The sequence below is a fragment of the Nesterenkonia massiliensis genome (assembly GCF_000455245.1).
GTDB lineage: Bacteria > Actinomycetota > Actinomycetes > Actinomycetales > Micrococcaceae > Nesterenkonia > Nesterenkonia rhizosphaerae.
Genome location: NZ_HG005166.1, coordinates 479,365 through 489,618, shown reverse-complemented (window position 1 = coordinate 489,618; position 10,254 = coordinate 479,365). Strand labels below are relative to the sequence as shown.

Annotated in this window: 9 protein-coding genes; 3 read left to right on the top strand and 6 right to left on the bottom strand. The window is 64.0% G+C overall.

Going from position 1 to position 10,254, the window contains the following annotated elements:
* Positions 1-1,096, bottom strand: a 1,096-nt coding sequence (locus TX78_RS05420) for an AbgT family transporter (protein ID WP_044494505.1), incomplete at its 3' end; no start/stop codon positions are given.
* Positions 1,097-1,371: 275 nt separating this feature from the next.
* Between TX78_RS05420 and TX78_RS05415 the strand changes: the two genes are divergently transcribed.
* Together TX78_RS05415 and TX78_RS05410 are read left to right on the top strand one after the other, a co-directional pair.
* On the top strand, positions 1,372-2,688 hold the full coding sequence (locus tag TX78_RS05415; protein ID WP_233722178.1) for an MFS transporter: 1,317 nt from the start codon (positions 1,372-1,374) through the stop codon (positions 2,686-2,688).
* 90 nt (positions 2,689-2,778) lie between these two features.
* Entirely contained in the window at positions 2,779-3,420 is a 642-nt protein-coding gene (locus tag TX78_RS05410) for a TspO/MBR family protein (protein WP_049897504.1), read from the top strand.
* A gap of 55 nt (positions 3,421-3,475) precedes the next feature.
* Here the strand turns inward: TX78_RS05410 and TX78_RS05405 are convergent, their stop codons facing one another.
* Together TX78_RS05405 and TX78_RS05400 are read right to left on the bottom strand one after the other, a co-directional pair.
* Positions 3,476-4,381: a nucleotidyl transferase AbiEii/AbiGii toxin family protein gene (locus TX78_RS05405; protein ID WP_233722177.1), complete on the bottom strand. Its 906-nt coding sequence runs from the start codon at positions 4,379-4,381 to the stop codon at positions 3,476-3,478.
* A gap of 5 nt (positions 4,382-4,386) precedes the next feature.
* On the bottom strand, positions 4,387-4,920 hold the full coding sequence (locus TX78_RS05400; RefSeq protein ID WP_044494499.1) for a type IV toxin-antitoxin system AbiEi family antitoxin domain-containing protein: 534 nt from the start codon (positions 4,918-4,920) through the stop codon (positions 4,387-4,389).
* 317 nt (positions 4,921-5,237) lie between these two features.
* Here TX78_RS05400 and TX78_RS05395 point away from each other — a divergent pair, with 317 nt between their 5' ends.
* Positions 5,238-6,734, top strand: coding sequence for an FAD-dependent oxidoreductase (locus TX78_RS05395; protein ID WP_044494281.1), 1,497 nt, complete (start codon positions 5,238-5,240; stop codon positions 6,732-6,734).
* Between the two features lie 40 nt (positions 6,735-6,774).
* Here the strand turns inward: TX78_RS05395 and TX78_RS05390 are convergent, their stop codons facing one another.
* The 3 genes from TX78_RS05390 to TX78_RS14215 form a co-directional block, all read right to left on the bottom strand.
* Positions 6,775-8,352 (bottom strand): TIGR01777 family oxidoreductase, encoded by a 1,578-nt coding sequence (locus tag TX78_RS05390; protein ID WP_044494280.1) that lies wholly within the window; start codon positions 8,350-8,352, stop codon positions 6,775-6,777.
* Positions 8,353-8,446: 94 nt separating this feature from the next.
* Positions 8,447-9,091: a trimeric intracellular cation channel family protein gene (locus tag TX78_RS05385; RefSeq protein ID WP_044494279.1), complete on the bottom strand. Its 645-nt coding sequence runs from the start codon at positions 9,089-9,091 to the stop codon at positions 8,447-8,449.
* A 143-nt stretch (positions 9,092-9,234) separates the two neighbouring features.
* On the bottom strand, positions 9,235-10,254 hold a 1,020-nt coding region (locus tag TX78_RS14215; protein WP_044494278.1), incomplete at its 5' end, for a polyribonucleotide nucleotidyltransferase.

Genomic DNA, 10,254 nt, shown 5'->3' with positions numbered 1-10,254 from the left:
GCAAGAACATGCCCATACCGGCCAGAGTCTTCGAGACGTGGTTGACCGCGTCAGTGTCATTGCGGACCACCTTGGTCACAATGCCGTAGACCAAGCCAGGGATGAAGAACGCCGCGATGATCACCACGACCAGCGAGTTCATGAACGGTGACTGCACGATCCCGCCGTCGTCACCGCGCAGCGGGCCGTTCTCAGGAATGATCAGCGCGAGCAGCGCAGCAACCGTCACCACAAGGGCGATACCAGCGGCAATCAGGCCCTTCTTCTCCACGGTGGTGACCTTCAAAGACTCACGGTCTTCACCTTCGACGACGCCCTCGCCCTTCCAGGAGCCCAGGCGCGGTTCGACGATGAAACGTGACACCAAGGTGCCCACAATCGAGAGCACCACAGTGGAGGCGATGATGAACCAGTAGTTCATCGCAAGGTTCATACCCTCGGCGTACTCCGGGTCCACAGTGGCAGCAGCTTCAATGGTCAGCTCACCGAGCATCACGTCAGTAGCCGAGAGCAGCAGATTCGCGCTGAAGCCCGCCGAGACACCCGCGAACGCTGCGGCAATGCCGGCCAACGGGTGACGGCCAAGCGCCACAAAGAGGATGGCAGCCAACGGCGGCAGCACCACATAGCCAGCATCTGAGGCCAGCGAGGACATGATGCCGGCGAAGACGATGGCGAAAGTCACCAGGGTCCGCGGGATAGACAAGATAAAGGTGCGCAGCGCAGTGCCGATCAGCCCGGTCTGCTCGGCCATGCCGATGCCGATCATGGTGGCCAGCACAACACCCAGCGGAGCGAAGCCCAGGAAGTTATCCACCATGGAGGTGAACATCCACTCGATGCCCTCACCGGAGAGCAGGTTGAAGACCTCCACACTGCCGCCCTCAATGGGGTCCTCCACGGAGACACCAGCCTGGGACAGCGCCCAGGAGAGCAGCACAATCAGCAGCGCCAGTCCGGCGAAGAGCGTCACCGGGTGGGGAAGCTTATTGCCGGCGAACTCGATACCGTCCAGGAAACGCTGGAGAATACCGCGCTTACCCGAACCGGTGGGACGCGCGAGCTCGTCGTCGGTGGTATCCGCGGCGCTGCTCATTATTGAAGTCCTCTCATGGTGTGCTTGTTCCGGAGCATCCTCGACGATGAAAGCATCCTGGTCAATGCCTGAACGTTTCGTGATATCACCGGTGGGCGGTAGGATAGAGCGCTGGATTTGGCCATATGCGCTTCCCACGCAGCTGCGGATCACCGCACTCTGCGCTGAAGAGAACCACTCAGCTATGGCCCCAGCGTGTATCTACCTGTCCGGCTCTCTGCGCGGACAAGGCGGCACTTATGAACCCCCCAACCGCCAATGGAGTTACACATTTTATGTCATCTGAGATGAACCGCCCGGCCGAAGCTGGTCAGCACCCCGAGCCCGCCGCTGCCGCCGCCCTCTCCCCCGCCTCCTCCTCCCATTCCGCCCCGCCTCAGCCGCAGACCCTGCGCGAAGCCGTGGGGCCTACCTACTTCCCCATCGCCCTGATCGCTCGTTTCCCCTACGCCATGATGGTGGTGGGCGTGCTGACCCTGGTGGTGGCCGCCCGCGACTCCATCAGCCTCGGTGGCCTGACATCTGCCATGGTGGGGCTGGGCACCGCATGCTTCGGCCCGCTGATCGGCGCCGCCGCCGACCGTTGGGGACAACGTCCGGTGGTCCTGGCCGCCGGGGTGGCCAACAGCCTTGCGCTGCTGCTGCTGGCCTGGGCCGCATACAGCCCGCTGGGCTCCTGGGCCGTCCTTAGCGCGGCCTTCCTTATCGGCGCCAGTGCTCCGCAGGTGCCGCCGATGTCCCGCAGCCGGCTGGTGGGTATCATCACTGGTCAGCTGCCTGCGGCACGTCAGCAGAAGACCCTCAACGGGACTATGGCCTATGAATCGGCAGTCGATGAGGTGGCCTTCGTCTTCGGTCCGCTGGTGGTGGGCCTGCTGGCTGCGGCCATGGGGCCGGCCGCACCGATCATTGGTGCTGCGGTGCTGACTGCCATCTTCGTCACCTCCTTTGCACTGCACCGCACTTCCCGGGCGGTGCCGCACCACACAGAGCACGACGCCGCCCCCGCGCCTACCCGAGCACTGTTCTCCCCCGGCCTGCTGGTGGTACTGGTGGGCGTGCTGGGCATTGGGCTGGTCTTCGGCTCCACTCTGACTTCGCTGACCTCCTTCATGGATGATGCCGGCCACGCCGAGCGCGCCGGGCTGGCCTACAGCGCCATGGGTGTCGGCTCAGCGGCCTTCGCCCTGGGTGCCGCACTGTTCCCCACCGGATTCAGCTTGCGTGCCCGCTGGCTGAGCTTTGCTGCGCTGATCCTGGTAGGTGCGGTGGGCATGCAGATCGCTGCCGCTGCAGCTGAGCCCCAGCTTCTACTGCTGATGGTGGCGCTGCTGGTAATCGGTATCGGCATCGGCCCCACCCTGGTAACGGTCTTCAGCCTGGTGGCCCAGCGCAGCCCGCAGGGCCGCTCAGCCACAGCAATGTCCATGGCGACCACCGGCATTGTGGTGGGCCAGTCAGCTGCCTCGGCGATCACCGGAGCGCTGGCGGAGAACTACGGCACAGCCGTGGCCGCGCTGGTTCCGCTTCTTGCCGCCGGGGTGATCCTGGTGGCCGCAGTGGTGAACTGGTTCATCAGCCGCAGCCGGTAGCCGCGGGCTAAGCCGTTCAGCCTGTATCCACGTGCCACCGTCAGGATAAAAGCAGGTCAGCGCCGCTGCTGACCTGTCAGGAGACGACTGATGAGTGACGCGGCAAGGAACCCGGCTGCACAGAACCGCACTGCACGGAATCGCACTGAACAGAACCGGGCTGCGCAGAGTCGAACTGCACGGAACCAGACCGCCCCCAGCGGTGCCCGGCAAGAATCCCATTCCGGCGCGCGGCGGGACTCGGCGGTGACGCAGATTCTGGGGCTGGCGGTGATGATCGCCATACCGGTGCTGATCGGCTTCGGGGCCAGCCGACTGATCGCCGATGATACCGACGGCTGGTATGACAACGCCCAGACACCGCCATGGAACCCACCGGACTGGCTGTTCAGCCCGGTATGGTCCGCCCTCTATGTGGTCATGGGCGTGGCGGCATGGCTGATCTGGCGGCAACGTCACCACGTCCGGGTCTGGCCAGCGCTGGTGGTCTATGCCGTCCAGCTGGTTCTCAACGGTGCGTGGTCGCCGCTGTTCTTCAGCGGCTACCCGCTGTGGGGGACGGCAGCGCTATGGGCAGCTTTTGCACTGATCCTGGTGCTGATCATCATGATCGGACTGACCATCCGCGCCTTCTGGCCCATCAGCCGCGCAGCGGGGGTTCTGCTGATCCCCTATCTGGCCTGGGTTCTCTACGCCTCCACGCTGAACTTCTACATCGCCCTGACGAACTAAAGCCACTCACCCCGTTTCCCTACCCCTGTTTTCCTGGTGAATGACCGTCTTCTGTTCACGTCTCAGCTGAGGATACGGTTTCGATGAGCCCGATAAGCCAGTCACGAGCCTCCTCAACGTCAGGCAGCACAGAGGTTTGGCCGTCGATCATGGTCTCTTCTCGTGCATCAGCATAGGCAAGCCCCCAGCCATCCATGGAGCGCAGCGGGAGCGGCGGCCAAGTCTGCTGGCGCCGCCAATCAAATGTGCGCACGCATAATCGATGCAGACTCCGCAGGTCGGGTTCCGCATTCCACAGCAGTTGCAGATCCACTAGGTCGTGGGCACGAACATAGGACGGGTCGGTGACGGCGTGAAGCTTTTGCGCAATTTGGAACTCTAAATCGACCAGCTCAATAGGCTGCAGCTCACCGAATCCAAAGCGGGCGCCGAACCAAACAAGTTCGCCATCAACTTCCTTGCGTGAGTGCGCCAGCGGTTCGATTTCTGGATCAGCTACCTCAACATCCAACGACCCCCAGGGTCGACCGAGAAACGCGATGGACACCCGGTAGGGGTGCATTAAGTACTGAGGGCGACTAAGCCCGGGGTTATGGAGCTTTTCAGCACGCAACGTCGCTGTGAAGGCCACACGCTCGAGAGCGTCGGGGTTGCGCCGCTGCTCTCCCTTCGACGGCGGCACACTACCCCACCCTGCGGCCAAGGATGTACGGAATGTCGGCTCAAACTCCTTACCGCGGGCGCGTGTGAAAACATCCAGATCGGACGTGGCCCGTGTGCCGAGTTCCCCAAAACGTAGTTTTAAGCCCATTCCGCCTTTGATCGCCACAGCATCAGGTAGCATCTGGGAAACGATTAGCGTGCACAGCATGACCCTCGCACGGGAGACAGGAATACGCAGCTCTGCAGCAACTTGAGCCAGCCGTTCGTTGAGCTGCGTAACATTCAGGGGCGGAGACATCTCGCTCACGCTGCCACCGCCGTTAGCGTCGGAATGTCCAGGTCCTGGATAAGATCTCGCTGCAGCGCCTCATCGATCAGGCCTTGCCAGCGATCCGGTGGCATTCGGTTGCTCATGTCCTGCAGCGCCCGCCGCACGGTCGTCGCTGGAATGCCCTCGTACATGGTGAGGTCTGTAGGGGAAATATCGACGCGTCTCTCCAGGTCCATCCACGACGGTAGTGCACGCCGAACTCGGCGGCCAATGCCGACCCGCACTTTCGCTGGGTTGAACTGCCCTAATCCCAACAGGTCGAGGACGGATTCACGATGCAGGAAGGCTCCCTCGCCAGCAAGTGCCACCGCAACCGTGGGCTCTGTACGCGACGTTTTTGGCACCTCGCCGTGCGTGTAAACGCCTTTTCCATACGCCCGGAGCGCACCGCGAGCCGCGAGTTTCCTCACTTCCACGGCAGGCACGCCCGCCTCCTCCGCCTCAGCCACGGTAACGACTCCGTTGCGCGAGGCAGCGAGTTCCCATAGGTCCCGTCGATACCCCATCATTGCACCTCCATGTCAATACCGTACCATTTTCAGTACGCTTTTGACACGCTCGGCGTCTCAACCGAAACAGAGGGGCCAAGAACTCGTAAGGTGAGCCGACTGGCTTTGTCAGCCCATAAAGTTTGTCAGCCCATAAAGCGGATCGGGGTCTATTGAGCGACCACTTACGTGCAGTCATTCGGCTGATACTCAGGTCCGCCTCACAGGATGGGAGCAGCGGCACCCGGACCTGCACCAGGCCGGCGCCAGAGACAACTGAAACAGGTCCGCGACGACGTCGGACCGTCTGCACCTTAAGACGAAGGAACTCCACCATGCGTTCGCTGTGGCTCGATACCCATCCTGTAAGGCCCTCCGCAGATGTCCTGACCCCAGGGGCACGCTATGACACCGTGGTGGCCGGAGCAGGGCTCACCGGGCTGACCACCGCGGTGCTTCTGGCCCGGGCAGGTCACCAGGTGGCAGTGGTGGAGGCCCGCAGCGTGGGTGCAGTGGCCACCGGCAACACCACCGCGAAAGTCTCGCTGCTGCAGGGCACCAACCTCTCCAGCATCCGCAGTCACCAGTCCGATGAGGTGCTGCAGGCCTATGTGGAAGCCAACCGCGAAGGTCAAGCCTGGCTGCTGCGCCACCTGGAGGACAACGGACTGGAATACCAACGCCGTACCTCACTCATCTACGCCAACGGTGAGCAGGGCATCAGCTCCTTGGAGAAGGAACTGGACGCCGCGCAGGCCGCCGGACTTAACGCCGTATGGACTGAAACCACTGAGCTTCCGCATCCGGTTGCAGGAGCAGTAGCCCTTGCCGACCAGGCCCAGTTCCACCCCACTGAGGTCCTCGATGCGCTGACCGTGGAGTTGAGGGAACGCGGCGGGGTCATCTTCGAAGGTGTGCGCGTCACAGACGCAAAAACCGACGACGACGCCCCCGTCCAGGTGCAGACCACCGCCGGAGACTTACACGCCGATCAGCTGGTCCTGGCCACCGGAGCCCCTGTGCTTGACCGCGGCGGGTACTTCGCCAAACTCAAAGGCCACCGCTCCTACGCGATGGCGTTCAGAGTCCCGCAGGACCAGGACATCCCGATGGGCATGTACCTAAGCGTCGACTCCCCCAGCCGCAGCACCCGCACCGCTGACATCAACGGCGAGCAGCTGCTGCTGGTAGGCGGAAACGGCCACGTCGTCGGGCGCACCAGTGACCACCAGGGCGCGGTGGATGATCTCCGGACCTGGACCACAGCGCACTTCCCCGGCGCGGAGCTGACCCACAGCTGGTCCGCTCAGGACTACCGGCCGGCCGACTATGTGCCGTTCTTCGGCAAGCTGCCCCGCGGCGGAGGGCATATCTACCTGGCCACCGGCTACAACAAATGGGGTATGACCAACGGTGTCGCCGCGGCGTTGGCGATCTCCAGCGAGATTCTCGGTGGCCATATGCCGTGGGCTCAGGTGCTCACCCAACGCTCTGCCACAGTCAGCGGGGTGCTCACCGGGGTCAAGGACAACCTCACCATCGGTGCCCGGATGGCCGGGGACTGGGCTTCTGCGGAGTTGCACTCCCTACCGGATGAGGCCCCAGAGGAAGGTCAGGGCGTCGTCGGACGCGTTCACGGTAAACCGGTGGGTGTCTCCACGGTGGACGGCACCACACGGAAGGTCTCCGCGATCTGCCCGCATATGGGTGGTGTGCTGAACTGGAATGATGCTGAATGCAGCTGGGACTGCCCGCTGCACGCCTCACGCTTCGCCGCGGACGGCACCCTGCTGGAGGGCCCGGCGGTCAGCAACCTGGAGACCGCAGAATAACGACGACGACGGCCGCCGTCAGCGCCTCCAGGTGAACGGCTCAGCGGCCCAGGACATGCCGCAGCGCCTGTTCCAGACTCGGGTGACGGTAACCGAAGCCGAGGCTGAGCGCCTTATCTGCGCTGACGTCCTGATCAGCCAGCACCATCTCGCGGGTGCATTCTTTACCCAGCAGCAGCTGGGGCGCCAGGCTCGGCACTGGAAGCACCGCCGGGCGGCGCAGCACCGCTCCGAGGGTACGGGCATAGTCGGCTCCGTTGACTGGGTCCGGCGCCACCGCGTTGACCGGACCGTGGGCGCGGGAGTCCAGGGTCAGGTGCACGATCAGTGAGGCGATGTCATCGAGGCTGATCCAGCTTAAGACCTGTCGGCGGCCCAGCGGCCCGCCCAGACCCGCAGCGAAGAGCGGCAGCTGACGCGCCAGCGCGCCACCGGAGGGGGACTGCACAATGCCGGTGCGCACGGTCACCACACGCACCCCTTCGCCGGCTGCGGCGTCGGCTTCCTTTTCCCACTGCTGACACACGCTGGCCAGAAAGTCAGTGCCGGCGGGATCCTCTTCATGCAGTGGAGTACGCGTGTGGGTGCGGTCACCGCCGGTGGCACCGTACCAGCCGATGGCGGAACCACTGATCAGTGCCCGGCCGCGATCATCGGCCTGTTCCAGGCGGACCAGGGTTTCAGCCAGCAGTCGGGTGCCGCGGATCCGGGAGCCCTGGATTCTCTGCTTATGCTCCGGCGTGAACTTCGCCGCAAGCGGCTCCCCGGCAAGGTTGATCACCGCGTCGACTTCCGCCAGCGCCTCCGCATCAATGGTGCCGGCCTCCGGATCCCAGCGGATGGCGGTGTCGTCACTGGGTTGGCTATCACCGCGCTCGGCTGATCCTGCGGTTGACTCCGGGCGCACCAGTCGGCGCACCTCAATCCCAGCACCGCCCAGAAGCGCGCAGACCTGGGTACCTATCATGCCGGTAGCCCCGGAGACAGCGACCACGTTGATGCGTGCGTGGGTGGAGTCCTCGTGAGGTTCCAGCCACGCCTGGGTATCGCTGCGCTCATGCCGCTGCTGGGTGGCCAGTGACCCGTGGGACTGGTGGAAGGCGAGGTCCTGGATGGTCTGGTGCTCCCGGAACGTGAAGATCCTCTCCAGTTCCTTCTCAAAACGCTGCTGGGTCATCTGACGTGCGGCTCGTGGCAGCCGCTTCAGCACCGGCAGCTCATAGCTGATCCGCTCTTTCAGCAGGGTTCCCTCACCGGAGTCTTCGAACCGTCGCTGGTGCCTCCAGGACTTCAGCGGTCCGGCAACCATGACATCGCTGAAGCCGCGGTCATGCTCGTAATCCTCATGGCGGGATCGCCAGGTCACCGCTGCCTGCGGGCTCACCGGAAGCAGGGTGCCCAGTAAATCGATACCGGCCTTGGCGCTGTTGCCCATCAGCCCCGGCGGATTCAGCGTGATCACAGATTCTGCGCCGTCCACCGGCCCTTCGGGCGGTTCCTGGACAACGCTGCCGGCAAAGGGTGGTTGCAGCCTGGTCAGCGCGCCCGGGCGGCAGTACCAGCTGAAGACGTCATGCCGGGCGAAAGGCAGATAGGTCTCACGTTCAAATACCGGCATATCATGCTCCTTCCCACCCAGGAAGTCCCGTCATAACACCCCGAGTGTTACTCACTACGCCGATGCGACAAGATGTGCTGCACATATGCTGAATCTACTCGCCTCTGGCCTTTCGGGGTAGTCCCAGTACCGCAAGCGGTACTCGCCAGCGCAGTTTCAGCGCCAGAATCCGGATGATGAAGACCATTAAGGCGATGGCCACTGCCGCGAATCCGTCAAAGACTTCCCAATACAGTCCCGCAGTGGTCGCAGCTGCCCCGAGGAAAGCAGGAGCCGCGTAGACGCCGTCGGGATTAAAGATCTGCGGGACCTCATTGGCCACAATATCCCGCAGCGTGCCGCCGCCCACGGCGGTGATGACACCCAGCAGGGTGACTGCCACCGGGTTCAGGCCTGCGGTATAGGCAATGGTGGAGCCCATCACGCAGAACAGGGAGAGCCCGACGGCGTCGAAGATCAGGAGGGTCCGGCGCAGTCGGTCCTCGCGGATCAGGTGACAGAAGACAGCTAGGGCGGCGGCTGCCACCGGGATCAGATACAGCGGTGCGGCGAAGGCGGTGGGGACCCCCTGCCCGACGATGAGGTCACGGATGACGCCGCCGCCGAGACCGGCGAGCCCGGCCAGCAGCAGGGAACCGACAATATCGAAGCCCTTCTTCGCCGCTAGCAGCGCGCCGGAGACTGCGAAGGCGAAGGTGCCGATCAGCTCAAGGGCCAGCAGTACCTGGGCTACTGTCATCTCTCTTCCTTCCAGTTCACGCCCGAGGCGTCACCGCATCCGGCACGCCGATGGCCGGGCCCCTGGAAACAGGAACCCGGCCATCGGCCTATCAGCTCAGACTCCGGTGATCCGGTGTCTGCCTGGTACTAGGTGAGCAAGACTCAGGCGTCTTCCTCGGTGTTGACCTGGTTGACCGAGGTGGTCTCCGCGGAGTCCTCCTCAACCACCGGGGCGAGGCTGAGCTTGCCGCGGTCGTCGATCTTGGTGATCTCCACCTGGACCTTCTGGCCCACGCCCAGGACATCCTCGACGTCGTCCACGCGCTTGCCGCCGTTGAGCTTGCGCAGCTCGGAGATGTGCAGCAGACCGTCCTTGCCCGGGGTCAGGGAGACGAAGGCGCCGAAGGTGGTCAGCTTCACCACGGTGCCCAGGTAGCGTTCGCCGACCTCAGGGACCTGCGGGTTAGCGATCGCGTTGATGGCTGCGCGAGCGGCCTCAGCGGAGTCACCGTCGGTGGCGCCGATCAGCACGGTGCCGTCATCTTCGATGGAGATGTCGGTGCCGGTGTCTTCCTGGATCTGGTTGATCATCTTGCCCTTGGGGCCGATGACCTCGCCGATCTTGTCCACCGGGACCTTCACGGAGATGATGCGCGGCGCGGTGGCTGCCATCTCATCAGGTGTGTCGATGGCGGCGTTGAGCACGCTCAGGATGTGCAGACGAGCCTCACGGGCCTGCTTCAGCGCTGCGGTGAGCACTGAGGCCGGGATGCCGTCGAGCTTGGTGTCCAGCTGGATAGCGGTGATGAACTCGGAAGTTCCGGCCACCTTGAAGTCCATGTCGCCGAAGGCATCTTCGGCGCCGAGGATATCGGTCAGGGCTGCATAGCGGGTCTCGCCGTCGACCTCGTCAGAGACCAGACCCATGGCGATGCCGGCCACCGGTGCCTTCAGCGGCACACCTGCGTTGAGCAGGGACAGCGTGGAGGCGCAGACCGAGCCCATGGAGGTGGAGCCGTTGGAGCCCAGCGCCTCGGAGACCTGGCGGATCGCGTAGGGGAACTCCTCACGCGAGGGCAGCACCGGAACCATGGCGCGCTCTGCCAGAGCGCCGTGGCCGATCTCGCGGCGCTTCGGGGAGCCCACACGACCGGTCTCACCCACGGAATAGGGCGGGAAGTT